Source organism: Rhodopseudomonas palustris, from assembly GCF_003031265.1.
GTDB lineage: Bacteria > Pseudomonadota > Alphaproteobacteria > Rhizobiales > Xanthobacteraceae > Rhodopseudomonas > Rhodopseudomonas palustris_H.
On the sequence record NZ_CP019966.1, the window covers coordinates 3,801,727 to 3,826,641 of the forward strand.

22 protein-coding genes are annotated in these 24,915 nt (G+C 65.7%); 8 read left to right on the forward strand and 14 right to left on the reverse strand.

The window, feature by feature from the left end:
• Nucleotides 1-91: 91 nt before the first annotated feature.
• The 4 genes from RPPS3_RS17735 to RPPS3_RS17750 all read left to right on the forward strand — a co-directional run bounded on the left by RPPS3_RS17735 (nt 92) and on the right by RPPS3_RS17750 (nt 4,428).
• A complete protein-coding gene (locus tag RPPS3_RS17735; RefSeq protein WP_011158998.1) occupies nt 92-313 on the forward strand; it encodes an acetyl-CoA carboxylase biotin carboxyl carrier protein subunit in 222 nt (73 codons plus the stop codon).
• 186 nt (nt 314-499) lie between these two features.
• Nucleotides 500-1,657, forward strand: a complete 1,158-nt coding sequence (locus RPPS3_RS17740; protein ID WP_107345241.1) for a TAXI family TRAP transporter solute-binding subunit — start codon at nt 500-502, stop codon at nt 1,655-1,657.
• Nucleotides 1,658-1,683: 26 nt separating this feature from the next.
• Entirely contained in the window at nt 1,684-3,753 is a 2,070-nt protein-coding gene (locus tag RPPS3_RS17745; RefSeq protein WP_107345242.1) for a TRAP transporter permease, read from the forward strand.
• Between the two features lie 120 nt (nt 3,754-3,873).
• Nucleotides 3,874-4,428, forward strand: a complete 555-nt coding sequence (locus tag RPPS3_RS17750; protein WP_107345243.1) for a hypothetical protein — start codon at nt 3,874-3,876, stop codon at nt 4,426-4,428.
• A gap of 58 nt (nt 4,429-4,486) precedes the next feature.
• Here the strand turns inward: RPPS3_RS17750 and RPPS3_RS17755 are convergent, their stop codons facing one another.
• The 3 genes from RPPS3_RS17755 to RPPS3_RS17770 all read right to left on the reverse strand — a co-directional run bounded on the left by RPPS3_RS17755 (nt 4,487) and on the right by RPPS3_RS17770 (nt 7,551).
• Nucleotides 4,487-4,852 (reverse strand): Zn-ribbon domain-containing OB-fold protein, encoded by a 366-nt coding sequence (locus RPPS3_RS17755; RefSeq protein ID WP_107345244.1) that lies wholly within the window; start codon nt 4,850-4,852, stop codon nt 4,487-4,489.
• Nucleotides 4,849-5,985, reverse strand: a complete 1,137-nt coding sequence (locus RPPS3_RS17760) for a thiolase family protein (protein ID WP_107345245.1) — start codon at nt 5,983-5,985, stop codon at nt 4,849-4,851. The genes RPPS3_RS17755 and RPPS3_RS17760 overlap by 4 nt, the downstream gene beginning before the upstream one ends.
• A 363-nt stretch (nt 5,986-6,348) precedes the next feature.
• A complete protein-coding gene (locus tag RPPS3_RS17770) occupies nt 6,349-7,551 on the reverse strand; it encodes a CaiB/BaiF CoA transferase family protein (RefSeq protein WP_107345246.1) in 1,203 nt (400 codons plus the stop codon).
• Nucleotides 7,552-7,757: 206 nt separating this feature from the next.
• Between RPPS3_RS17770 and RPPS3_RS17775 the strand changes: the two genes are divergently transcribed.
• Nucleotides 7,758-8,642, forward strand: a complete 885-nt coding sequence (locus tag RPPS3_RS17775; protein WP_107345247.1) for a MaoC/PaaZ C-terminal domain-containing protein — start codon at nt 7,758-7,760, stop codon at nt 8,640-8,642.
• Between the two features lie 215 nt (nt 8,643-8,857).
• Here RPPS3_RS17775 and RPPS3_RS17780 read toward each other — a convergent pair whose 3' ends face one another.
• From RPPS3_RS17780 to RPPS3_RS17810, 7 genes are all read right to left on the reverse strand, one after another.
• Entirely contained in the window at nt 8,858-10,384 is a 1,527-nt protein-coding gene (locus tag RPPS3_RS17780; RefSeq protein WP_107345248.1) for a class I adenylate-forming enzyme family protein, read from the reverse strand.
• Nucleotides 10,385-10,404: 20 nt separating this feature from the next.
• On the reverse strand, nt 10,405-11,574 hold the full coding sequence (locus RPPS3_RS17785; RefSeq protein WP_107345249.1) for an acetyl-CoA acetyltransferase: 1,170 nt from the start codon (nt 11,572-11,574) through the stop codon (nt 10,405-10,407).
• Nucleotides 11,575-11,835: 261 nt separating this feature from the next.
• Nucleotides 11,836-12,822 carry a D-erythronate dehydrogenase gene (gene denD, locus RPPS3_RS17790; RefSeq protein ID WP_107345250.1) on the reverse strand — a complete coding sequence of 329 codons (987 nt, stop codon included), beginning with the start codon at nt 12,820-12,822 and terminating at the stop codon, nt 11,836-11,838.
• A 268-nt stretch (nt 12,823-13,090) separates the two neighbouring features.
• Nucleotides 13,091-14,017 carry a carbohydrate ABC transporter permease gene (locus RPPS3_RS17795; RefSeq protein WP_107345251.1) on the reverse strand — a complete coding sequence of 309 codons (927 nt, stop codon included), beginning with the start codon at nt 14,015-14,017 and terminating at the stop codon, nt 13,091-13,093.
• A complete protein-coding gene (locus RPPS3_RS17800; protein WP_107345252.1) occupies nt 14,010-14,951 on the reverse strand; it encodes a carbohydrate ABC transporter permease in 942 nt (313 codons plus the stop codon). The genes RPPS3_RS17795 and RPPS3_RS17800 overlap by 8 nt, the downstream gene beginning before the upstream one ends.
• Nucleotides 14,952-15,182: 231 nt before the next feature.
• Entirely contained in the window at nt 15,183-16,508 is a 1,326-nt protein-coding gene (locus RPPS3_RS17805; protein ID WP_107345253.1) for an ABC transporter substrate-binding protein, read from the reverse strand.
• A gap of 76 nt (nt 16,509-16,584) precedes the next feature.
• Nucleotides 16,585-17,649: an ABC transporter ATP-binding protein gene (locus RPPS3_RS17810; RefSeq protein ID WP_107345254.1), complete on the reverse strand. Its 1,065-nt coding sequence runs from the start codon at nt 17,647-17,649 to the stop codon at nt 16,585-16,587.
• A gap of 236 nt (nt 17,650-17,885) precedes the next feature.
• On the opposite strand from RPPS3_RS17810, the gene RPPS3_RS17815 reads away from it, so the two are divergent.
• From RPPS3_RS17815 to RPPS3_RS17825, 3 genes are all read left to right on the forward strand, one after another.
• A complete protein-coding gene (locus RPPS3_RS17815) occupies nt 17,886-19,694 on the forward strand; it encodes an IlvD/Edd family dehydratase (protein WP_107346667.1) in 1,809 nt (602 codons plus the stop codon).
• A 133-nt stretch (nt 19,695-19,827) separates the two neighbouring features.
• Nucleotides 19,828-20,562 (forward strand): SDR family oxidoreductase, encoded by a 735-nt coding sequence (locus RPPS3_RS17820; RefSeq protein ID WP_107345255.1) that lies wholly within the window; start codon nt 19,828-19,830, stop codon nt 20,560-20,562.
• Nucleotides 20,563-20,701: 139 nt separating this feature from the next.
• The gene (locus tag RPPS3_RS17825; protein ID WP_107345256.1) at nt 20,702-21,451 is read left to right on the forward strand and encodes an SDR family NAD(P)-dependent oxidoreductase; all 750 of its coding nucleotides are present in this window, start codon (nt 20,702-20,704) and stop codon (nt 21,449-21,451) included.
• Between the two features lie 479 nt (nt 21,452-21,930).
• Here the strand turns inward: RPPS3_RS17825 and RPPS3_RS17830 are convergent, their stop codons facing one another.
• From RPPS3_RS17830 to RPPS3_RS17845, 4 genes are all read right to left on the reverse strand, one after another.
• Nucleotides 21,931-22,725, reverse strand: coding sequence for an energy transducer TonB (locus RPPS3_RS17830; RefSeq protein ID WP_107345257.1), 795 nt, complete (start codon nt 22,723-22,725; stop codon nt 21,931-21,933).
• A gap of 130 nt (nt 22,726-22,855) precedes the next feature.
• Nucleotides 22,856-23,305 carry a TonB system transport protein ExbD gene (gene exbD, locus RPPS3_RS17835; RefSeq protein WP_107345258.1) on the reverse strand — a complete coding sequence of 150 codons (450 nt, stop codon included), beginning with the start codon at nt 23,303-23,305 and terminating at the stop codon, nt 22,856-22,858.
• Between the two features lie 3 nt (nt 23,306-23,308).
• On the reverse strand, nt 23,309-24,220 hold the full coding sequence (gene exbB, locus RPPS3_RS17840; RefSeq protein ID WP_107345259.1) for a tonB-system energizer ExbB: 912 nt from the start codon (nt 24,218-24,220) through the stop codon (nt 23,309-23,311).
• Nucleotides 24,217-24,906, reverse strand: coding sequence for a Fe2+-dependent dioxygenase (locus tag RPPS3_RS17845; protein WP_011159019.1), 690 nt, complete (start codon nt 24,904-24,906; stop codon nt 24,217-24,219). Before RPPS3_RS17845 ends, exbB begins: the two co-directional genes overlap by 4 nt.
• Nucleotides 24,907-24,915: the final 9 nt, after the last annotated feature.

The following is a 24,915-nucleotide window of genomic DNA, read 5'->3' on the forward strand; positions in this document are numbered from 1 at the left end:
CCACGCGTAACCACTCGGCGCAAGATTTTTGGCTGCGACCGCAGCAGCGGAACCCGGCGCCGACAACAACAAACCTACCGGAGGAACACCGATGGCCGAGATTAAGATCGTCACCGAAGTCGCGGGCCGCGTCTGTGCGCTGCCGCTGTCGATCGGCGACGGCGTCGGTGAAGGCGACGACATCGTCTTTGTCGAAGCGATGAAAATGGAAATCCCGGTCGCCTCTCCGGCCGACGGAACCTTGAAGTCGCTGCACGTCGCGCTCGACGATGTCGTTGCCGAAGGCCAGCTCGTCGCGGTGATCGAAAGCTGAAATCACTTTGCGAGTATTCCGACCCATCGTGCACGTCATGCGCGATGTCGGGACGTAATGTCGCATAGAGCGGCGTCGATGTCGTGTGCAGACGACGCGGCCATCGCGTTGCCATCACTCGACTGCGGTGACATGCTCTCCTGATAACAAAGCAATCCGCAAAGCGGATGCGCTCGGGAGAGAAACATGACGGGACGTTTCGGTCCGCTCGCGGCATTCGCCGTGGGCTGCGCGCTGATCACCACAACCGCCGCGCGTGCTGACGACATCAAACTACCAACCACGATGGCATTCACCGCCTACGACACCGGCACCGCCGGTTTCAATATCGCGGTCGCGGTCGGCAAGATGATGAAGGACAAGCACGGAACCGACGTCCGCGTGCTGCCCGCCGGCAACGACGTCGCCCGCCTCGCCCCGCTGCGCAACGGCCGCGCCCAGCTCGCCTGGATGGGATCGGGCACTTACTTCGCGCAGGAAGGCGTGTTCGAGTTCGGCGCCAAGGAATGGGGCCCGCAGCCGCTGCAGATCACGCTCAGCGTGGTCGACTGCAACGGCTCCTCGCTCGGCGTCGCCGCCGACATCGGCGTCAAGGAGATCAAGGATCTGCGCGGCAAGCGCGTCGGCTTCGTGGTCGGCTCGCCGGCGCTCAACCAGAATGCGCTCGGCATCATGGCCTATGGCGGCCTGACCAAGGACGACGTCAAGATCGTCGAATTCGCCAGCTACGGCGCGATGTGGAAGGGCCTGGTCAACAACGACGTCGACGCCGCGTTCGGAACGACGATCACCGGCCCGGCCAAGGAAGCCGAGAACTCGCCGCGCGGCCTGATCTGGCCGCCGATGCCGCATGCCGACAAGGCGGCGTGGGAACGCGTCAAGAAGGTCGCGCCGTTCTTCAATCCGGCGATGTCGAGCTGCGGCGCCGCGCACCAGCCCGGCAAGCCGATCGAGCTGTCGAACTACCCGTATCCGATCGCCACCGTGTACGCGACGCAGTCGGCCGATCAGGTGTACTCGATCACCAAGGCGATGATCGTCGACTACGACGCCTATAAGGACAGCGCCCCGGGCGCGACCGGCCTCGCGGTGAAGACCCAGACGATGAAATGGGTGGTGCCGTTTCATCCCGGCGCGGTGAAGGCGCTGAAGGAAGCCGGCCAGTGGACCGCCGAGGATCAGACTCACAATGACGGGCTGATTAAGCGCCAGGAGGTGCTGGCCGCGGCTTGGAAGCAGTACGCAGCCGCGGCGCCGTCCGGTGATCAGGAATTCCGCGATGGCTGGATGACAGCAAGGGCCGCGGCATTGAAGCGGGCCGGCCTGCCGAACGGGTTCGAGTAACGCATCGCAACGCCGGGGACATTGCCATGCGCGCTGCTGAATCCGCCGCCCGCCCGACCAAACGGATCGTGCTCGACGATCCGCACTCGGTCGACAACATGCAGGAAGCCGAAGTCACCCGCGTCCGAAGCCTGACCGGCTTCTGGCGCTGGGCGCTGGTGGCCGCCGCCGCGGCTACCATCCTGCTGTGCATCAACCAGCAGTTCTCGCTGCGGTTCTTCATCGGCTACACCCAGCTCAATACGGAGTACTTCTATCTCCTGATTGCGCTGATGCTGCCGTTCACCTTCCTGATCTTCCCGGGCACGTCGACCGCGCGGCTCGACCGCGTGCCGCTTTACGACATCGCCTTGTTCGCCGCGACTGTAGTGGCGGCGCTGGTGCTGATGGGCGCCATCCGGAAAGCGGCCGAAGCCGGCTGGGAGTTCGGTGGCGCGCCGACGCATGTTTTCATCGCCGGCCTGGTGATGTGGGCGCTGCTGATGGAGGCGCTGCGGCGCACCGGCGGCTGGAGCCTGCTGCTCTGCGTGTTTCCGTTCACGGTGTATCCGCTGTTCGCCGGTGCGCGCTGGCTCGGCCCGCTCGGCGGCTCGCAGTCGACGCTGGAACAGGCGACCGCCTACCACGTGCTGTCCGGCGAAAGCCTGCTCGGCATTCCGATCCAGGCGTTCGCCGACACCGTGATCGGCTTTCTGGTGTTCGGCACCGCGCTGATGCTGACCGGCGCCGGAAAGTTCTTCATCAACCTGTCGTTCTCGATCTGCGGCACGTTCCGCGGCGGCGCCGCCAAGGTCTGCATCTTCGCCTCGGCGTTGCTCGGCATGATGTCCGGCTCGATCATCTCCAACGTGCTGACCGCCGGCACCATGACCATCCCGGTGATGAAGAAGAGCGGCTTCCGCGCCTCCTATGCGGCGGCGATCGAAGCCTGCGCCTCGACCGGCGCGGTGCTGGCGCCGCCGGTGATGGGCGCCACCGCTTTCGTCATCGCGCAGTTCCTCAACGTCTCCTATGCCGAAGTCGCGCTCGCCGCGATCGTGCCGGCGGCGCTGTACTACATCGGCCTGTTCATGCAGGTCGACGCCTATGCGGCACGGCACGGGCTCGAGGGCATCCCGCGCTCGGAACTGCCGAGCCTGTGGCAGACGCTGAAGGAGGGCTGGTACTACGCCTTCGTGATCGCCCTGCTGGTGGTGATGCTGCTGTACTTCAAGCGCGAGAGCCACGCGCCGTTCTACGCCACCGCGCTGCTGCTGGTGCTCAACCAGATCTTCTCCAAGGAGACCCGCTGGACCCTCGGCAGCATCGTCCGCTTCCTGGAGGTCAACGGCCGCACCTTCGTCGAGCTGATCGGCATCCTGGCCGGCTGCGGCCTGCTGATCGGCGCGTTCTCGATGACCGGCGTGATCTCCAGCCTCGCGGCGGATCTGTTGCGGCTCGCCGGTGACAACGCCTTCCTGCTGCTGGCGATGTGCGCCATCACCAGCCTGATCCTCGGCCTCGGCCTCACCACCACCGCCTGCTACATCTTCCTGGCGATCCTGGTGGCGCCGGCGCTGGAGAAGCTCGGGCTGAACCGGATGGCGGTGCACATGTTCATCTTCTATTGGGGCATGCTGTCGTCGATCACGCCACCTGTGGCCATCGCGTCCTTTGCAGCCGCCGGCATCGCCGGCTCACCGGCAATGAAGACCGGATGGGAATCGATGTGGGTGGGCAGCATCATCTACTTCATCCCGTTCTTCTTCGTGATGAATCCGGCGCTGGTGCTGCAGGGGCCGAGCCCCTATCTCGCCGCGCTCGGCCTGCTGACGCTGGCGGCCGCGGGCACGCTGTGCATCTGCGGCGGCATCCAGGGCTATCAGGTCGGCATCGGCAATCTCCGTAGCGCCGGCGCGCTGGAATGGCCGCTGCGCATCGCGCTGGTGATCGGCGGCTTCGTGCTGGCGACGCCGGGCGGCGGCATCAATCCGCTGTCGCAGGTGCAGGTCACCTCGCTCGGGCTGTGCCTGCTGGTCCCGACGCTGGCGATCGCGCTGCTGCTGGTCCGCCGCGGCGACGGCGGAGGGCAGCGTCTCGCCCGCCCCATCGTGTAGCAGTTACCGCCGCGGCGCCTGTCACAGCACCGACGCCGCGGCGGTCTGCTGGTTGATTTCCCTGGACACACCACTCGCATTGGTTGAGCATCCTGGCGTTTCAAACCAAGGAGCTTTGCAATGCAGCGTGTATTGGAAGTCACTTCGGTTGAGCTCAGCCTGGTCAAGACCAAGCCTCCGCAGATTCACATCGTCACCCACGGCACGGTGCCGACCTCCGGCTGGAAGCAACCGCGGCTGTCGCCGTGGTTCTACATCCGGCCACCGGACGACGGCATTCAGGACTTCGATTTTGTGGCCGACGCCCCGACCGGGATCGTGCTGCCGGTGATCACGCCGATCGTGGGCGAAGCCACCATCCCGCGCGATCCCGCCGACTACTGGGGCCCGAGCAAAGCGCTCCGCGGTGTCCGCATCCACGCCCGCAGCAGCACCCGGGAAGCGACCTTCGGCGACGCCGAAGAACTCGCACAGGCAATCTCCCTGTTTCGTGGCGACGACGATCCGATCCCGTGGCTGATCTTCACCGCGACATCATCGGAATGCGACCTGACCGGCAAAGTGCTCCGCGTCTATCACACCGGCGACATGCTGACCCGCGACTACCGGACCGACCGCGGCAATGTCGAGCTCGACCCCAATACCCAGCGTGTCGTCCGGGTGTGGTGCGGCTGAATTTCTGAGACGTCCAAGCGCGGCGGGCTCCGCGCGCCCGCCGCAGCACTTCCAGCGATCAGCCCGGCAGCTTCTCGAACATCGGGACCAACTGGCCGGTGAAGCTGGTGAACTCGGCGCGGACTCGGTCGCCGATCACCAGATCGTTGGCGCCATGCGCCATCATCCGGAATCCCTCGGCACAATCGACCAGCACGATCTTGAACGGCACATGCGCCCGCGCCTCGGCGGTGGCGGCGCGGTGCACCAGGGTCGCGGCGCACACCACGCCCTCGCCGCTCGCGACCATCGTCGTCAGTTCCTCGCCGCCACAGGCCGCGCAAAAATCCCGGTGGAAATACTGTACCGCGCCGCAGCCGCCGCAGCGCTGATACGTGATCGTCGGCTCGCCGCCGGTCCAATCGGGCATCGCCATCTCGCTCATCGCACCCGCTCCAGGATCATGCTGACATGCGACGACAGCACGCCGCCATCGCCATGCAGCAGCGCCACCGAGGCATCGTGGACCTGACGATCACCGGCCCGGCCGGTCATCTGTAGATGCGTCTCGACCAGATGCGCCATCGCGCCGCCGACGCCGCAATGGCCGTAGCTCAATAGTCCGCCATGAGTGTTGAGCGGCATCGCGCCGTTTCGCGAGAAGTAGCCGTCCCGCGCTCGCGCCGCCGCTTCGCCGCGCGCCGCAAGCCCGAGGTCTTCGAGCAGCATCAACAGCGTGATGGTGAAGCTGTCGTACACCGCTGCATACTTCACGTCGCACACCGCAGCGCCGCTCGCCGCCCAGGCCCGCGCGATCGACTGCTCGGCGCCGGACGGCCCGTCGGCGGGCATCGCGGTGACGTGCTGATGGGTATGGGCCTGACCGCAGCCGCGCACCTTGATACGATGTTCAGTGGTCGGCTCGCGGCTGATCACCAGCGCGGCGCCGCCGTCCGACACCGGGCAGCAATCAAGCAGCTTCAGCGGCGAGGCGATCGGTTTCGACGCCATCACCTCGGTGACGCTGATCGGCTCGCGAAACTGCGCGCCCGGATGGGCGATGGCGTGGCTGCGCATCAGCACCGCGAACTCGGCGAGGTCTTCCTCGGTGACGCCGTGGTCGTGCATGTAGCGCGATGCCACCAGGCCGTAATAGGCCGGGATGGTCGGCCCGAGCGGGACCTCGTAGATCGGGTGACCGACCTGTGCCAGCGCCTGCACCGAGGCATCACGGCTCTGGCCGGTCAGCCGGTTCTCGCCGCCCACGACGAGGATGTTCTTGGCCGCCCCGCTCTCGACCAGCTGATGCGCCAGCATCGCCATCGCCATGCCGGTGGCGCCGCCGACCTGCACTGCGTGGCAATAGCTCGGCCGGATGCCGAAATGCTCGGCGAACACCGTCGCCAGCATGATATGCGGCATCGTGGTCGAATAGCCGCACAGCAGCCCGTCGATATCGCCGCGCTTCAGGCCCGCATCCGCAATCGCCGCCTCCGCCGCCTCGCGCATCAGGCTGAGCGTGGTCGAGCCATCGATCTTGCCGAACGGCGTGAGACCCACGCCGGTGATGTAGCTCATGACGTGGACACCTCTTCTCGCTGCGCATGGCCTCTCAACGTCATTCCGGGGCGTGAGCGTAGCTCACGAACCCGGAATCTCTGTGCGCAACGACCTCGGGATTCCGGGCCTGCGCTGCTGACGCAGCGCATCCCGGAATGACGAACGAGAGACCGATTGTGATCAAGGCGGTCAGCGACGCGTCGAGCACAGCGCGCTCCCCTCCCCCTTGCGGGGAGGGGTCGGGGGTGGGGGGCCGCGGGCACTGAGCCTGTGGCAAGAACCCTCACCCCAGCCCTCTCCCGCAAGCGGGAGAGGGAGAAGAGGCGCTGTGCCGGCCACCCAGCAACGCGATTGAGCACTACCGCTGCTTGCTTCATACGCTTAGTTCCGCTGCGGCAGCTTCAGCGCGCCGCAGCGCTGCAGATCCGCAACCTCGTCTGCGCCATAGCCCGCCTCGCGCAGCACCTCGGCGCCGTGTTCGCCGAGCCGCGGCGCGAAGCGCTGGCGCTCGGCCTCGGTCTCCGACCACGTCGCCGAAACCTTCATGTCGCGGATCGCGCCTTCGCTAGGATGCTCGACGACGGGGAAGAAATCCGTCGCGACCAGATGCGGATCGTGCAGGATGCTTTCGAGGTCGTGCATCCGCATCGCTGGCACGTCGGCGGCGTCGAGCAATGTCACCCACTCGTCCGTAGTCCTGGTCAGAAAGATCCGCGCCAGCTCGGCATAGACCACGTCGATGTTCACCGCGCGCCGGGCGAAGCTGGTGTAGCGGTCGTCAGCCAGCAGATCGTCGCGGCCGACCGCGGTGAGGAAGCTGATCCACTGCTTGTCGTTATAGACCATCGCGCAGATGTAGCCGTCGGCAGTCTGATACGGCCGGCGGTCCGGCGACAGATGCCGTGCGTAGCCGCCGCGATCGAGCGGCGGCTCATAAGTGAGGCCGCCCATGTGATCGCCCATCACGAAGCTCGCCATGGTTTCGAACATCGGGATGTCGAGCCGCTGGCCTTGGCCGGTGCGATCCCGATGCACCAGCGAGGCGCAAATCGCGCCGACGGCGGTGAGCCCGACGATGCGGTCGACCAACGCATTCGGCACGTAGCGCGGCGTCCCGTCTCCGACGCGCGCATTCAGCGCAGGCAATGCGGTGGCGCCCTGGATCAGATCGTCATAGGCCGGCTTCGCCGCATACGGCCCATCCTGGCCGAAGCCGAACACGCCGGCATAGATCAGCCGCGGATTGAGCGGCGCGACGTCGTCATAGCCGAGCCGCAGCCGCGCCATCGCCTGCGGGCGAACGTTATAAACCAGCACGTCGGCGCGCGCGATCAGCCGCAGCGCGGCGGCGCGGCCAGCGTCGTGCTTGAGGTCGAGGCAGATGCTGCGCTTGTTGCGGTTGGCGTTGAGAAACACCGGCCCCATGCCGGGATGCCGTGCCGGACCGATCTGCCGGGTGACGTCGCCGTCGGGGGATTCGATCTTGATGACGTCGGCGCCGTAATCGCCGAGCATCTGGGTGGCATAAGGCCCCATCAGCACCGACGTCATGTCGACGATTGTTGTGCCCGCCAGTGGCCCCATCGCGGCGCTTCGCTTCCCTGGTTCGCGGCGCTCTGATCGGCGCCGTCATGGCGATGTAACGGGACCGGCTCGCCGAGATCAAGCCGGCGCCCGGCATGGCGCCATGCGGGACAAACTCCACGACGCGGAAGGTTTTGACCGCCCTCATTGACCAAGCAGCCGCCGACCCGTTGACTTCGCGCAGTTTGGGGCGGAGACGAGCGGCGATGACCACCCATCATACAACCTACACCGCGCCGCCATTCGGCCCGGCGCTGATGCTGAACGCCTTCGCGCCCTCGAGCGGCTGGAATCCGAAAGACGGCTTCCCGGATTTCAGCTTCATCTGGCGCGGCTATCAGATCAGTCCCGCTGCGCTGGCGACCTTGCAACGCGCTGCGGGCCGCGACGATGCGGCGACGGCCGACCGCCTGATGCTGCTGGCGCCGCATGTCACCGGCTTCCGGCTGACGATGGCGCTGCTGATGTGCCGGGACTGGCCGCTGCCGATCTGGCGGGCGCTGCAGCTCCGCAACCGGGTGATCCGCAGCGGCGCGATCAAACTCGACACGCCGTCCGACCTGATCGTGCGGGCGACCGGCTGGCGGGTGCATGACAAGGGCATCGAGCTCGACGTCCTGGCGCAACTGATGCAGGGCGAGGATTGCCCGTGGCAAAGCATCACCACGTTCTATTACCGCGGCCGCTTCGACGGACCGGCGAGCCACGGCGCCGACGACGGTGCGGCGATGGCCTCGCCCCCGATCGAGCCGTCGCTGCCGCCGCTGACGCAATGGACTGTCGCTGGCGACGAGCGGCTGCGTTGGGCGGCGCTGACCGGCGATTACAATCCGCTGCACCTCGCCGATATCTACGCCCGCGCCACCGGCTTCGCCGCCGCCTCGGCCCACCCGCAGCGCATCGCCGCGCAATGCCTCGGCCACCTCGCCCCGACACCAGAGCCACCGACGCAGCTCGACCTCTGGTTGAAAGGCCCAGTGTATTTCGGCCGCATCGCATCGCTGCGCGCGGCCGCAACCGAAGACGGCACCACCTTCGGCCTCTGGATCAACGGCGACGATCGTCCGGCGATGGTGGGGGTGACGCGATAACCGGCGACCGTCGTCGACATCGCGCCAACCCGGTGGCTCGCGATGACGGCGGAGGGTTGCCTCCAGCATCTTGCGACCTTGGCATTCTCGGACCTATCAGTTCGTCATGCCCGGCCTTGTGCCGGGCATCCACGCCTTTGACTTCGCGATGCCCCGAAGGCGTGGATGGCCGGGACGAGCCCGGCCATGACGAGGAATCGGAAGTTGTTGCCGAATTACTTCACGATCTTCCGCAGCTCCGTCTTCAGCACTTTGCCGTAATTATTCTTCGGCAGCGCGTCGAGATAGACGTAGCGCTTGGGGCGCTTGAAGCGGGCGATGGTGGCGAGGCAGTGGGCGTCGAGCGTGGCGTCGTCGGCCGCGGCGCCGTCGGAGAGCACGACGCAAGCGACGACGTTCTCGCCCCATTCCGGATCGGCCACCCCGATCGCCGACACCTCGCGCACAGCCGGATGCGTCAGCAGCGCCTCCTCGACCTCGCGCGGATAGATATTGGTACCGCCGGAGATGATGACGTCCTTGGAGCGGTCCGACAGCGTCAGGAAGCCGTCGTCATCCAAACGCCCGACATCGCCGGTGCGCAGCCAGCCGTCCTTCAGCGTCTCGGCATTGGCCTGCGGATTGTTCCAATAGCCGAGCATCACGGTTGAGCCCTTGACCTCGATCTCGCCGGTCTCGCCCGGCGGCAGCACTTCGCCGTTCGCGCCGGTGATCCGCACCGACACCACGCTCTGCGCGGTGCCGACAGAAGCGAGCCGCTGCAGATAGCGCGGATGATCGACGTCGGCGTGCAGCGCGCGCTTCAGCGAGGTGATCGTCATCGGCGATTCACCCTGGCCGTAGATCTGGACGAAGCGTTGGCCCATCACGCCGAGCGCCTCGCGGATGTCGGCGAGATACATCGGGCCGCCGCCATAGACGATGGTGCGCAGCCCCTCGCCGGCCTCGCCGCGGCGCTTGGCGGCCTCGACCAGGCGCTTGATCATGGTCGGCGCGGCGAACATCGCGACGTTGCCGAGCTGCTTGCCGAGGCTGAGCACCTCGTCCGGATCGAACCCGCCGGACTCCGGCACGACGTGCCGCGCGCCGAACCGGACGTGGATCATGTTGTAGAGCCCGGCGCCGTGCGAGATCGGCGCGGCGTACAGCGCCGCATCATCGGGCGTCACCGCGTCGACATCGGCCAGATAGCTCAGCGACATCGCCACGAGATTGCCGTGGCTGAGCATCACGCCCTTGGGCCGGCCGGTGGTGCCGGAGGTGTAGAACAGCCAGGCGAGATCGTGATCGTCGCGCGCGACCGGCGCCTTGGCCCCCTCGCCGCTGCGCGCACGGTCGTAACCGTCGCTGTCGATCGCCAGCACCGCCATGCCGGGCGGCAGATCGCAGGTGGCTTCGTTGAAAGTGTCAGCGGTGTCGTCGCAGATCAGCGCCAGCCTCGCTTCCGCATTGCTGCAGATCCAGGCGACCTCCTTGCCGTGCAGCTTGGCGTTGATCGGGATCGCCACCGCGCCCGCCCACCAGATGCCATACAGCGCTTCGAGATAGCGCGTGCAATTATGCGCGAACAACGCGACGCGATCGCCGGGCGCGATGCCGTAATCGCGCGCCAGCGCCGCGCCGAACGAGGCCGCACGCGACGCGAACGTCGCGTAGTCGGCATCGACCGTGGTGCCCGTCAGCAGCGCCGGAGCGCCCGGCCGCAGCCGGGCGCTCGCAGCAAGCCATTCCGCCAGATTCATCCCCCACCCCCGGCTGTTGGTTACTTGGCCGGTTCGAGCACCGACACGTAATTGGCGACCGCCGCGCCGCCCATATTGAAGATGCCGGCGAGTTTGGCGTCCTTGATCTGCATGCCTTCCGGCGCCTGGCCGAGCAGCTGCATCGCGCTCAGCACGTGCATCGACACGCCGGTCGCGCCGATCGGATGGCCCTTGGCCTTGAGACCGCCGGACGGATTGATCGGCAGCTTGCCGTCCTTTTGGGTCCAGCCTTCCTTGATCGCACGGGCGCCCTGCCCCTTCGGCGTCAGGCCCATCGCTTCGTATTCGATCAGCTCGGCGATGGTGAAGCAATCGTGGGTCTCGACGAACGACAGATCGTTCAGCGTGACGCCCGCCTGCTCCAACGCGCGCTGCCAAGCCACGGTGCAGCCTTCGAACTGCAGGATGTCGCGCTTGGACATCGGCAGGAAATCCTGCGCATGGGCGCGGGCGCGGATGTTGACCGCCTTGCCCATCGCCTTGGCGTTCTCGGCAGACGTCAGCACCAGCGCTGCGGCGCCGTCGGACACCAACGAGCAGTCGGTGCGCTTCAGGGGACCGGCGACGAACGGATTCTTTTCGCCTTCGGCGCGGCAGAACTCGAAGCCGAAATCCTTGCGCATCTGGGCATAGGGATTGGCGACGCCATTGTGGTGGTTCTTGGCGGCGATCATCGCCAGCGCGTCGGACTGGTCGCCGTATTTCTGGAAGTACTTCTGGGCGATGATGCCGAACACGCCGGCAAAACCGGCCGGGGTGTCGCCGTCTTCCGGCAAGTACGACGCGCGCAGCAGATTCTTGCCGATCTCAGGCCCCGGGGTGCGGGTCATCTGCTCCACACCGACCACCAGCACGACCTTGGCGGCACCGGATTCGATCGCGCGGATGCCCTGATGCACGGCGGCGGAACCGGTGGCGCAGGCGTTCTCCACCCGAGTGGCCGGCTTGAAGCGCAGCGCCGGATCGGCCTGCAGCACCAGCGCGGCGGTGAAGTCCTGCGGCGAGAAGCCGGCATTGAAATGTCCGAGCACGATCTCGTCGACGTCGCCCGGCGCAATCCCGGCGTCGGCGATCGCCTCAGTTGCGACGCGGACGATCATGCTTTCCACGGTTTCGGCGTCGAACTTGCCGAACGGCATATGGGCCCATCCAACGATGCTGGCAGTCATGGCGTTTTCTCCTCGAAGGTCGATGAAACTCGGACCTGGATTTATTATAGGATGACCATCAGATAAAGACATCCCCGCTCACGGAATGGTGGCCGGGCACGGCACGAAGGGCGGGCGCCGGCCCATCCGCGTCATTGCGAGCGCAGCGAAGCAATCCAGAGACCGTGCACGGAGCTGGATCGCTTCTCGCGGAGCCTGTGCCTGGACGGCGCGAAGCCCCGATCCGGCTGCTCCTCGCAATGACGGTGCGGGGCAAGGCGGTTACTTCACGAACTTGCCGCCCAGTTCGTCCTCGATGTGGATCCGGATGATGTCGTCGAAGGTCTTTTCGGCGGTGGTGAAGCCGAGCTTCAGCGCGCGGTCGGTCGAGAAGTTGCGTGGCCAGCCGGCGACAATGCCGATGATGGTCGGATCCGGCTCCCGCTTGATCCTTTCAACCACGGCCTTGCCGGCAACCCGCTCCAATGCGGCGATCTGCTCGCCGACCGTGGCGGGCAGCCCCGGCATCGACAGGCTGCGGCGCGGCCCCATCGCGGCGGTGTCCATGGTGGCGGCGTGGATCAGGAAGCCGACCGCCGAACGCGGCGAAGCGTGCCAATGCATCACCTCGTCGGACACCGGCAGCACCGCCTCCTGCCCGCTCAGCGGCTCGCGGATGATGTTGGAGAAGAAGCCGGACGCCGCCTTGTTCGGCTTGCCGGGGCGGACGCAGATCGTCGGCAGGCGGATGCCGACGCCGTCGAAAAAGCCCTTGCGGGTGTAGTCGGCGATCAGAAGTTCGCAGATCGCCTTCTGGGTGCCGTAGCTGGTCAGCGGCGCCGACAGGAATTCGTCGCCGATCTTCTCCGGGAACGGCGCGCCGAACACCGCGATCGACGAGGTGAACACCAGCCGCGGATGATAGTCGTCGCCCTCGGCGCGGATCGCATCGATCAGATGCTTGGTGCCGTCGAGATTGATCCGGTAGCCCTTGTCGAAATCCGCCTCGGCTTCGCCCGAGACGATGGCCGCCAGATGGAAGATCACCTCCGGCCGATGCGCCACCAGCGCCGCCGCCTGACCCGGTTCGGCGAGATCGCTGGTCACCACCTGGATCGCGATCGAGGCATGCGGCGGCCGCACCGGCGCCACCACGTCCTGCAGCGTCATCCGGGTGATCTCGCGGCTGCCGAGCCGCCCGTCCGCCAGCAGCCGCTCGGTGAGCTTGCGCCCGACCATGCCGGCGGCGCCGAGTATCAGAATGTGCAAGGAACGCTCCGTGGATTGACAGGGCGCGCCGGCCCCGAGCAGTGACCCTCATGGTGAGGAGGCGCGAAGCGCCGTCTCGAACCATGAGGCGAGTGTGGCCCATCCTTCGAGACGCGCGCAAGAGCGCGCTCCTCAGGATGAGGTCGATCGGGCGGCAATGCCTCAGCGATCTCCGCACTTCGTCATTGCGAGGAGCGACGCGACGAAGCAATCCAGTTCGGTGCACTGAGCTGGATTGCTTCGCTGCGCTCGCAATGACGGAGCAGAATCACTCCTTCACCGCCCCGGTCATCGCCGACACGTAATGCTCGACGAAGAACGCGTAGAGGATGACGAGCGGCAGCGAGCCGACCAGGGCGCCGGCCATCAGCGAGCCCCATTTGTAGATGTCGCCGTCGACGAATTCGTTGACGATCGCCACGGGCACAGTCTTGTTCGGCGTCGACTGCAGGAAGGTCAGCGCGTAGATGAATTCGTTCCAGCAAAGCGTGAAGCAGAAGATGAAGGCCGAGATCAACCCCGGCACCGCAAGCGGAATGATGATCTTGATCAGGATCTGCCAGCGCGAGGCGCCGTCGATCAGCGCGCATTCCTCGAGCTCGAACGGGATGGTCTTGAAGTAGCCCATCAGCAGCCAGGTCGAGAACGGGATCAGCAGCGTCGGATACACCAGGATCAGCGACAGCGGCGAGTCGAACAGGCCGTAAGCCTGGATCACCGAGGCGAGCGGAATGAACAGGATCGACGGCGGCACCAGATACGCCAGGAAGATCGCGCCGCCGACGGTGTCGGCACCGCGGAAGCGCAGCCGCACGATCGCATAGGCGGCGAGCACGCTGGCGGCGATCGACAGCACGGTGGAGGCTGCCGCGACATACATCGTGTTCCACAGCCAGCGCGGATATTGTGTTTCGAACAGCAGCTTCTGGATGTGCTTCAGCGTCGGATGCACCACCCAGAACGGGTTGTAGGTCTCCATGTCGATCAGCTGCTCGTCCGGTTTGATCGCCGTCAGCCCCATCCAGTAGAACGGGAACAGCAGCACGACGAGAATGACGAACAGCGGCAGATACAGCGTCACCAGCCGGCGCGGCAGCGACTCCAGATAGCTCATTCCCTCGCTGTCGTCGCTCTGCGCCACGGTGGCGGCCGCTTTGACGGCGAGCCGGGGATCGGAGGCGGTGGTCTCAGTCATTGTCGGTCCCCTGCTGCCATTTGCGCCGCTGCATGCCGAACCACGAGATCGCGATCGCCGCGAGCAGGAACGGGATCATCGCGGTGGCGATCGCCGCGCCCTCCCCGAGCCGGCCCGACAGAATTCCGCGCTGATAGCTTAGCGTCGCCATCAAATGCGTGGCATTGACCGGGCCGCCGCGGGTCAGCGCCCAGATCAGTTGAAAATCGGTGAAGGTGAACAGCACCGAGAACGTCATCACCACCGCGATGATCGGCGTCAGCAGCGGATAGGTGATGTAGCGGAAGCGCTGCCACGCGGTGGCGCCGTCCAGCGTCGCAGCTTCATACAGCGACGGCGACACCGTCTGCAGGCCGGCCAGCAGCGTGATCGCCACGAACGGCACGCCGCGCCAGATATTGGCGAAGATCACCGATGCGCGCGCCCAATTGCTGTCGCCGAGGAAGTTGATGTTCTGATCGATCACCCCGAGCTTGATCAGCGACCAGGAGATGATCGAGAACTGCGAGTCGTAGATCCACCAAAACGCGATCGCCGACAGCACCGTCGGCACGATGAACGGCACCAGCACCGCGGCGCGGATAATCGCCTTGAACGGCATGTGCCGATTGAGCAGCAGCGCCAGATACAGGCCGACCGCGAATTTGATCGCGCTGGCGACCACCGTGTAGAGGATGGTGTTGAACACCGACAGCCAGAAGATGCTGTCGTCCCACAGCCATTCGTAGTTCTCAACCCCGATGAACACCCCGCCGCGCCCGATCCGCGCGTCGGTGAAGCTCATCCAGACGCCGAGAAACAGCGGATACGCCAGGAACAGGATCAGGAACGCCGCCGCCGGCAGCATGAACCACAGCGCGATGAAATTGCGGCTGGTGCGCAGGCGTTGCCAAGCGGTGGGGCCGGAGTGCTCGCGCATCTGAAGTGTAGTCATGCTAACTCCGTCCGTCCGCTTGCGGGCCGAGTGAAGGTCTCACTCCTTCACGTTCGTCATTCCGGGGCGCGCGAAGCGCGAGCCCGGAATCCATAACCACCGCCGGGAGTATGGATTCCGGGTTCGCGCCAAGTGGCGCGCCCCGGAATGACAAACGTAAGGTTTCCATTGGTGTGGCGCCTTTGTCGGCTGAGAAGGGTCGGCGCATGTCACCACCCCTTCTCTTCCCCGTTACGCCCTGAAGATCCGCTTCGCGGCGCGTTCGGCGCTGCTCATGGCGGTCTTCACGTCTTCGCGGCCGGTGCAGTAGTTGGCGAACATGTCGACGACGACGAAGTCGGCGATCGCCGCCGCGGCGTTCTCGCCCATCTGGGCGTCGCCGGCCGGCGTCGAGGCGGTGCGGGCGACGTCGCGATACGGCGTATTCTTCGGGTCCGCGGTCCACATCGGGTTCTTCTCGTAGTCGAGCAGGAACGGCGACAGATAGCCCTGCGCCGCCTCGACCCACGGGTTGAACTGCTCCGGCTCCATCATGAAGGCGGTGAACGCCTTGCAGGTCTGCGGGAACTTGGTGAAGTTGTAGATCAGGATCGGGAAGCCGAGATGCAGCTCGCGGGTCTTGCCGTTGAGGCCGGCGGGCAGATGCGCGTGGTTGATGTCCTCCGCCATCTCCTTGTTGTCTTTCTTCGCCGTGACGTAGATCGAGATGCCGTTGGTGGTGAGATAGAGCTGGCCGGCAAGAAACGCCTTGTTGTTGGAGGCATCGTTCCACGACGCGGTGCCGGGGATGAAGTTCTCGTACAACCCCTTGACGTATTCGAGCGCCTTGGCGGTCTCGGGCGAATTGACGACGACCTTGCTGTCCTTGTCGATCAGCGCGCCGCCGTGCGCCCACAGCGCCCAGTGCAGCCAGCCATTGGCATCGCCCGACGCGTGGCCGAGCGCCATGCCGGCCGGCGTGCCGTTCTTATTCATGCCCTTCACCAGATCGGAGAAGCCGGCGAGATCCTTCGGAAACTCCTTGTGGCCGGCCTTCTCGGCCGCGCTGATCCGGTAGTTGACGAGGCCGCCGGTCGCCGCCACCGGGATGCCGATCCACTTGCCGTTGAACATGCCGTAGGCCTTGCCGGAGTCGCTCCAGCCGCCGCACTTCTTGGCAAGATAATCGGCGACGTCCGACACGTCGGTGCACTTGTTCGGGAACAGGAACGGCAGCGAGTACAGACCCCACACCATGTCGAGCCCCTGCCCGGTATTGGCCGCGACCGAAGCCTTGGGCTGGATGTCGTCGTAGGACTCGTTGGAGACGTTGATGGTTACGTTGTTGGCCTTCTGGAACGCGTCGACGATCTTCATGAAGGCGACGTCTTCGGCTTCAACGAACCGCTTCCAGCGCAGCAGATTGATCTTGGCACCGGGCTCGGGCTTCCACGGCGAGGCCTGCGCCCAGGCCTTGGCGTAGCCGAGCAACTGGTCGGCGGACATCGTCGCTGCCGTGGCCAACGTGATCGCGCCACCCTTCAACAACGTGCGGCGATCGAGGGTAAAGTCCGTCATCTGTCGTTCACTCCCTATGTTCCGCTTTATGCATTGGTTCGTTGATCGACCAATTCTTGTATTTGTCTGTCACGCTCTAGATCCGCCGGCCGCTCTCCTTGTCGAACAGATGCGCGACGTCGGCGCGCGGCTGCAGATGGATCAGATCGCCGGGCGCGACCGGATGCCGTTCGCGGAACACCGCGATCACTTCCTGATCGCCGACCCGCGCCACGATCTGGGTTTCCGAGCCGGTCGGCTCGACCACCGCGACCTCGGCCGCAATGCCGCTGTCGGCGAAGTCGAGATGCTCGGGACGAATGCCGTAAGAGACGGGGCGGCCGTTGCCATTCGCCGGCGCCGCCGTCACCGGCAGCTTGGCGCCGCTGACGGTCTCGACATAGGGCTGGCCGCTGTTCACCTTCAGCGTGCCGTCGAGGAAGTTCATCGCCGGCGAACCGATGAAGCCGGCCACGAATTTGTTGTCAGGCCGGTCGTACAGATCCAGCGGCGCGCCGATCTGCTCGACCACGCCGTCCTGCATCACCACGATTTTGTCGGCCATCGTCATCGCCTCGATCTGGTCGTGGGTGACGTAAACCGTGGTGGTCTTCAGCCGCTGGTGCAGTTCCTTGATCTCGGTGCGCATCGCCACCCGCAGCTTGGCGTCAAGGTTGGACAGCGGCTCGTCAAACAGGAACACCTGCGGATCGCGCACGATGGCCCGGCCCATCGCGACGCGCTGGCGCTGGCCGCCGGAGAGCTGGCGCGGATAGCGGTCGAGCAATTTGCCGAGATCGAGGATGTCGGCAGCACGCCGCACTTTACTGTCGATGGTCTTCTGATCGGCGCCGCGCAGCTTCAGCGAAAAGCCCATGTTCTGGGCCACCGTCATGTGCGGGTACAGCGCGTAGTTCTGGAACACCATGGCGATGTCCCGCTCCTTCGGCTGCACGTCGTTGACGACGCGCTCGCCGATCGAGATCGTTCCTGCGGTGATTTTTTCCAGCCCTGCGAGCATCCGCAGCAAAGTGGATTTGCCGCAGCCGGACGGGCCGACCAGAACGACGAACTCACCATCTTCGATGGGAACAGTCACGCCGTGCAATACTTCGAAGCCGCCGAAAGACTTACGCACGTCGTGAATCTGCACCGACGCCATCCAGCACCTCCCGATGTCCCGCCATTTGTTGCGGTCGTTGCCGCCGGCGTGAGACTTATGTTGACGCAACTCTTAGCAGAATATTTCGCCGCTGTCGCGCTCGCAAATTAGTCCGGCGTGATCACACTACGCCGATTGCGTAGCGCGGTGCGACATGCCAGCATGCGCGCCGTTCCATGCTCAGCAAAGGCGCTCAAAACATCCGCTTCAAGGATGTGTGCGGTGCGGGAGACACGATGACGAAGCACGATGCCGGCAGCCCCCGGCGCAAACTCCGGTCCAGCGAATGGTTCAACGATCCGCATAATCCGGGAATGACCGCGCTCTATCTCGAGCGCTATTTGAACTACGGACTGACCCGCGCGGAACTGCAGTCCGGCAAGCCGATCATCGGCATCGCCCAGACCGGCAACGACCTGTCGCCCTGCAACCGGCATCATCTCGATCTGGCGCAGCGCGTCCGCGAAGGCATCCGGGCGGCCGGCGGCATCGCGATGGAGTTTCCCGTGCATCCGATCCAGGAGACCGGCAAGCGGCCGACCGCGGCGCTCGATCGCAATCTTGCGTATCTCGGCCTGGTCGAAGTGCTGTTCGGCTACCCGCTCGACGGCGTGGTGCTGACCACCGGCTGCGACAAGACTACGCCGGCCTGCCTGATGGCGGCCGCGACCGTGAACATCCCGGCGATCGTGCTGTCGGGCGGCCCGATGCTCAACGGCTGGCACAATGGCGAACGCACCGGCTCCGGCACGGTGGTGTGGAAGTCGCGGGAGCGGCTTGCCGCCGGCGAGATCGACTACGAACAGTTCATGGAGATCGTGGCCTCCTCGGCGCCGTCGGTTGGGCACTGCAACACCATGGGCACCGCCTCGACCATGAACTCGCTGGCCGAAGCGCTCGGCATGTCGCTGCCCGGCTGCGCCGCGATCCCGGCGCCGTATCGCGAGCGCGGCCAGATCGCCTACGAGACCGGCGTGCGCGCGGTCGAGATGGTGTGGGAGGATCTCAAGCCGTCCGATATCCTGACACGCAAGGCGTTCGAGAACGCCATCGTGGTCAATTCGGCGATCGGCGGCTCGACCAACGCGCCGATCCATCTCAATGCGCTGGCTCGCCATGTCGGCGTCGAACTGTCGATCGACGACTGGCAGAGCGTCGGCCACGCGATTCCGCTGCTGGTCAATCTGCAGCCCGCCGGTCTCTATCTCGGCGAGGAGTATCACCGCGCCGGCGGCGTGCCGACGGTGGTCGGCGAATTGATGCGCCACGGCAAGATCCACCAGGACGCGCTGACGGTGAACGGCAAGACCATGGGCGAGAACTGCGCCGGCGCGCCCGCCCCCGATGGCGACGTGATCCATCGCTACGACACGCCGCTGGTGCACGACGCCGGTTTCTTGGTGCTGCGCGGCAATCTGTTCGATTCCGCGATCATGAAGACCAGCGTGATCAGCCTCGAATTCCGCGAGCGCTATCTGTCCAATCCGAAGGACCCGAACGCGTTCGAGGGCCGCGCCATCGTGTTCGAAGGGCCGGAGGATTATCACCACCGCATCGACGATCCGGCGCTCGATATCGACGAGCACTGCATCCTGTTCGTGCGCGGCACCGGGCCGATCGGCTATCCGGGCGGCGCCGAAGTGGTCAACATGCAGCCGCCGGCGGCGCTGATCAAACGCGGCATCCATTCACTGCCGTGCATCGGCGACGGCCGCCAGTCCGGCACCTCGGGCTCACCCTCGATCCTCAATGCCACGCCGGAAGCCGCCGCCAATGGCGGCCTGGCGCTGCTGAAGACCGGCGATCGCGTCCGCATCGACCTCAACAAGGGCAGCGCCGACATCCTGATCTCGGACGAGGATCTGAAGCAGCGCCGCGCCGACCTCGCCGCCCATGGCGGCTTCGCCTATCCGAAGCACCAGACGCCGTGGCAGGAGCTGTATCGCTCGACCGTCGGCCAGCACGCCACCGGCGCCTGCATGGAGTTCGCCACCCGCTACCAGAACATCGCCGGCGCCATCGGCGTGGCGCGGCATAATCATTGATGGGTGCGGCCCGGGCACGGCACGTGCCCATTATGATCGTCATGCGCGGGCTTGATCCGCGCATCCATCATCACACGAAGAACGATGGATGGCCGGGTCAAGCCCGGCCATGACGTCGTCGGGAGGAAACAGCATGACCGACCGCCTGAAAGGCAAACGCGCGTTCGTCACCGCGGCGGCGGCGGGGATCGGGCGGGCATCGGCGATCGCGTTTGCATGCGAGGGCGCCGAGGTGTTCGCGACCGATATCGATGACGCCGGGCTGGCGCCGCTCACCGAGCACGGCATCGCGCGCACCGCGAAGCTCGATGTCCGCGACACCGCGGCGGTCGAAGCGATTGCCCGAGAGGCCGGCACCGTCGACATCCTGCTCAACGCCGCCGGCTTCGTACATCACGGCACGGTGCTCGACTGCTCGGATACGGATTGGGACTTCTCGTTCGACCTCAACGTCAAGTCGATGCATCGCACTATCCGCGCGTTTCTGCCCGCGATGCTGGAAGCGGGCCGCGGCTCGATCGTCAATATTTCGTCGGCCGCCGGCGTGTTCAAGGCGGCACCGAACCGCTACGTCTATGGCGCGACCAAAGCCGCGGTGGCGGCGCTGACGCGCGCGGTCGCGGTCGATTTCATCACCCGCGGCATCCGCTGCAATGCGATCTGCCCAGGCACGATCGAAACCCCGTCGATGCTCGGCCGCGCCGCCGCGCTCGGGCCGCAGGGCCGCGAGATGTTCGTGTCGCGCCAGCCGATGGGCCGTCTCGGCAACGCCGAGGAAATCGCCGCGCTGGCGGTGTACCTCGCCTCCGACGAAAGCGCGTTCACCACCGGCGTCGCGCATATCATCGATGGCGGTTGGACGTTGTGAGTCCTTTCGCTGGGATGGAAGATTGTCATTGCGAGGAGCGAAGCGACGAAGCAATCCAGTTCAGTGCTCGCGATCCTGGATTGCTTCGCTTCGCTCGCAATGACGGAGTTGCCGAATAGGATCGGAGGACACAGCAGCCATGAACACCATCGATCTCAACCATCGCTGCGCCGTGGTCACCGGCGGAGCGCAGGGGATTGGGCGGGCGATCGCGGAGCGGTTTGTTGCATCGGGGGCCAAGGTGGCGCTGTGGGACCACGACCTCGCGCTAGCCGAGCGGACCGCCAAGGAGATCGGCGACGACGTGACGATCGCCGTCGCGGTCGACGTCACCGATCCGGCCGCGGTCGACCGCGCACGTGACGCGACGCTGCAGGCGTTCGGCAAGATCGACATCCTGGTCAACAATGCCGGGATCGCCGGCGTCAACAAGACGGTGTGGGAGACCGACTACGCCGAGTGGCAGCGGGTGTTGAAGCTGAACCTCGACGGCCCGTTTCTGTGCTGCAAGTCGGTGGTGCCGTCGATGATCGCGCATAAATACGGCCGCATCGTCAACATCGCCTCGATCGCCGGCAAGGAAGGCAACCCGAACGCCGCGCACTACTCGGCCTCGAAGGCCGGCGTGATCGCGCTGACCAAATCGCTCGGCAAAGAGCTGGCGTCCTACGACATCGCCGTCAACGCGGTGACGCCGGCTGCGGCGCGCACCGCGATCTTCGACCAGATGACCCAGCAGCATATCGACTTCATGCTGTCGAAGATCCCGAAGGGCCGCTTCGTGCTGGTGGAAGAAGTCGCCGCCCTGGTGGCGTGGCTGGCGTCGCAAGACTGCGCGTTCTCGACCGGCGCGGTGTTCGACATCTCCGGCGGACGCGCGACGTATTGAGCGGCGCTTACTTACCACAGAACGTCATTCCGGGGCGCTCGCGTCAGCGAGCGAACCCGGAATCCCGAGATGTTCTGCGTGCCGCGCAAAAGCCCTGCTTCGTGCCCGAACGAGTCTCCCCGTGTCATCCCCGCGTAGGCGGGGATCCAGTATCCCAGGGCGTTGATGATAACCACGAAGGCTCTGCAATACGGGTTCGCCCGCCTGCGCGGGCGATGACGGCTTTTGGCAGTGGTGTTTGTCGTTCCGGGCATCGCCACTGGCGACAGCGCGAGAAAGCCTTGCTTCGTTCGCGAACGAGTCTCCGCATGTCATCCCCGCGCAGGCGGGGATCCAGTATCCCAGAGAGTCGATGATAACCACAATACTGGTTCGCCCGCCTCCGCGGGCGATGACGGCGTTGGTCACTGCCCGCAGCAGATTCCGGGTTCGCGAGCTTTCGCTCGCGCCCCGGAATGACGGCACCGGGAATGGGTCTGCTAACCCTTCCCCTTGGTCCGGAAGATCACCGGCAGGCTGAAGGTCAGGCCTTCGTCGGCGACCAGCGGCGGGGGTGCGGGGACGGGGTCGGAGCGCTTGATCATGTCGAGCGCGGCCTGATCGAACGCGGCGTCGCCGGAGCCTTCGACGATCCGCATCGACAGCACATGGCCGACGCGGTCGAGTTCGAAGCCGACGACGATCCGCACGTTCTTCTGCGCCGCATCCTTCGGGTAGCGCTTGTGCTTGTCGAGATACGCCACCAGCTCCTTCTGCCAGGTGGCGCGGATGCGGGCGGCGGCCTTGCCGACGCCCTGCGCCGGCGCGACCGAGCGCGGACCTTCCTTGGCGGACTCGTTGCTCGGCATCGCGGTGGCTTCAGCGGCGACCGACTCGGTCGAGGCCTGCTGCTGTTGCTGCGCCTTTTCCTTCTGCTCCTCGTCGACCTTCTTCGGCGTCTCGGTGGTGACGACGCGGTCCGGCTCCTCGGTCTCCTGCGGCGTGTCCTTCGGCAGGTCGGAGTCCTTGACCTCGGCCTTCTGCTCGTTGAGCGCCGGCGAAGCCATCGAGGCCTCGGTGTCCGGGCCCGGCGGCAGATCGGAGGCCTCGATCTTCGGCGACATCATCTCGACGCCGACCTCGATCGCCGGCGCGCCGAGCGCGTCGTCGTCGGCATCCTCCGGCATGCTGACCAGCGCCAGCGCGGCGCCGCCGACGTGCAACGCCACAGCGCCGACGGCGGCCATCAGCCACAGCCGGTACGAACCATTGCGATCGAAATAACTGTCGGACATCTCGTCAATATCTTATCGGAACCAGATCTGATCGGAACCGGGCTTCCCGGTCGTCACGAGCGAAGCGAAGCAATCCTGCCGCGCCACGCTGGACATGTGGAGTCGTCCCGGCCGCTCGCAGCGCCAGCGTTCAATTGCCGTCCGGTTTGGCGCCCGGCACAGCTTCCAGCGCCACCAGCTTGATCTTGGCGTAGCCACCTGACCGCAGCATCTCGAGCACCTCCATCAGCTCACCGTAAGGCACCGCACGATCGGCGCGCAGGAAGATGAAGCGGTCCTTGGTCATGTCCGGCATCGAGTCCAGCGTCTTGACCAGATCGACGCGCTTGACCTGGTTCTCGCCGATCGCGACCGCAAGGTCGGACTTGATGCTGACATAGGTCGGCTTGTCCGGCCGCTTCTGCGGCGTGGCGCTCGAGGTCGGCAGGCTGACCGGAAGATCGACCGTCGACAGCGGCGCCGCCACCATGAAGATGATCAGCAGAACCAGCATCACGTCGATGAACGGCGTGACGTTGATCTCGTGGGTCTCGTCGAAATCGTCGTCGAGATCGTCGGAATTGCCGAGCGAAACAGCCATCGCTCACTCCGCCGCGCGGGCGCGATGCGCGCTGCCGTGGCTGCGATCGAGATCGCGCGACAGCAGCCGGCCGGCAGCGCCGGAGGCGCGGGCGACCAGTTCGAGATAGACTTTGATCTCGCGCGAGAAGTGATTGTAGATGATCACCGCCGGGATCGCGGCGACCAGACCGATCGCAGTGGCGAGCAGCGCTTCGGCGATGCCGGGGGCGACCACCGCAAGGTTGGTGGTCTGCGACTTCGAAATGCCGATGAAGCTGTTCATGATGCCCCACACCGTGCCGAACAGGCCGATGAACGGTGCAGTGGCGCCGATGGTGGCGAGAAAGCCCATGCCGCGGCGCATGTGACGGCCTTCGGCGCGCACATACTCGCTGAACGACGACGCCGCGCGCTCCTTGATGCCTTCATCGCTCGACAGACCGGCCGACAGCTTCGCTTCGCGCAGCGCTGCGGCGAGCAGCATCGACAGCACGCTGTGCTTGTCGCCGAGCGCCATCTGCGCCTCGGCCAGCGAACGGGACTCACCGATCTGCTTCAGCGAGCGGCGCAGCCGGAAACGGGCGCGGCCGAGCTCGACCTTCTTGGCGATGAAGATCGTCCAGGTGATCACCGAGGAGATCGCCAGACCGATCATGACGATTTTGACGATGATGTCGGCGTTGAGGAACATCGTCCACGGCGACAGCTCGGACAGGCCGGGCGTGACGCTACCGGGCTGATGCCCAGCCTCCGGCAGCGCCTGCGATGCGGCCGGCGCGGGAGCAGTGGCGACTGGCGCGGGAGCCGCGGGTTGCGACGGTGCGGTGGCGGCGGGAGGCGGCGCCGGCTGTTGTGCGACGGACGGTGCGAGCGGCGCGGACAGCGACAGTGCGATCAGGGCAACGCCGATCGATCGGAAGCTCAACTTGTTCATACTTCGGCCCAGTAGCGGATGAGGTTGTGATAAATACCGGTCAATTTGACCGTTTCAGGGTCATCGCGTCCCAGCCGCTCGACCAGGGCCTGAATGGCGTTGTCGAGATCGTAGATCATGCTGCGCGCCTGCGCATCACGTATCATGCTCTGCAGCCAGAAAAAAGACGCCACCCGTGCGCCGCGCGTGACCGGAGTCACCATGTGCAGGCTGGTGGACGGATACAGCACGGCATCGCCCGCGGCCAGTTTGACCTCGTGCGAACCGTAAGTGTCTTCGATCACGAGTTCGCCGCCGTCGTACTCGTCAGGCTCGGCCAAAAATAACGTGACCGACAGATCGGTGCGAATACGCAGACCGGTGAGATGATCACCGCGCACCGCATTGTCGACATGGATGCCGAAATGATGGCCGCCCGACGCCGCGTAGCGATTGAACAGCGGCGGGAAGATCTGCAGCGGCACCGCGGCGGAGACGAACTTCGGATTGCCGGTGAGCGCCGACACGATCCGCCGCCCGAGCGCACGCGCCAAATCGCTGTCCGGCGGCAATTGCTCGTTGCGCTTGACCATCGCCGACTGCGCGCCGGCGGTGGAGCGGCCATCCTCCCAATCGGCGGCGTCCATCAGGCGGCGGAATTCCGCGACCTCGGACTTCGGCAGAACCTCGGGAATACAGACCAGCATGGCCGCTCC